The organism is Pseudoalteromonas sp. S16_S37 (assembly GCF_014694405.1).
Lineage (GTDB): Bacteria > Pseudomonadota > Gammaproteobacteria > Enterobacterales > Alteromonadaceae > Pseudoalteromonas.
Window position 1 is genome coordinate 1 of the sequence record NZ_JAAUWV010000216.1, and the last position, 358, is coordinate 358.

A 358-nucleotide genomic window follows, 5' to 3' on the forward strand; every position below is an offset into this window, starting at 1 on the left:
GAATCCTATTGAAAAGAAGTGGGCACACGCAAAATCAATCAGGCGAAAGTTTCGCTGTTCTATCGAAGAACTGTTTACTAAGCACTTGGACTATCGCAATTTATTTTGATCTAGCTATACTTTCTTTTACCGCGCCGACTTTTAGTCCGACATCGACGGTGAGCGACAACATCAATTCCGCACCCTGTTCGCCAATTCGCTTGCGAAAGCGAACCATCGAACTTGGGTCACACGGCATCTGATGAGTAAAAAACTGCATCCCACAAAAATACTGCCAATAGGGATTTTCACACCACATGGCGACCGTATTTTCATCCGAAAGTTTATGAATTTGTTTAAGATATTCCAATCCAGCCAG

Annotated in this window: 1 protein-coding gene; it reads right to left on the bottom strand. The window is 43.0% G+C overall.

The genetic code is table 11. From position 1 onward, the window contains the following. Positions 1–100 precede the first annotated feature (100 nt). A partial coding sequence (locus HC733_RS22685; protein WP_190367220.1) for a transposase occupies positions 101–358 on the bottom strand: 258 nt, incomplete at its 5' end.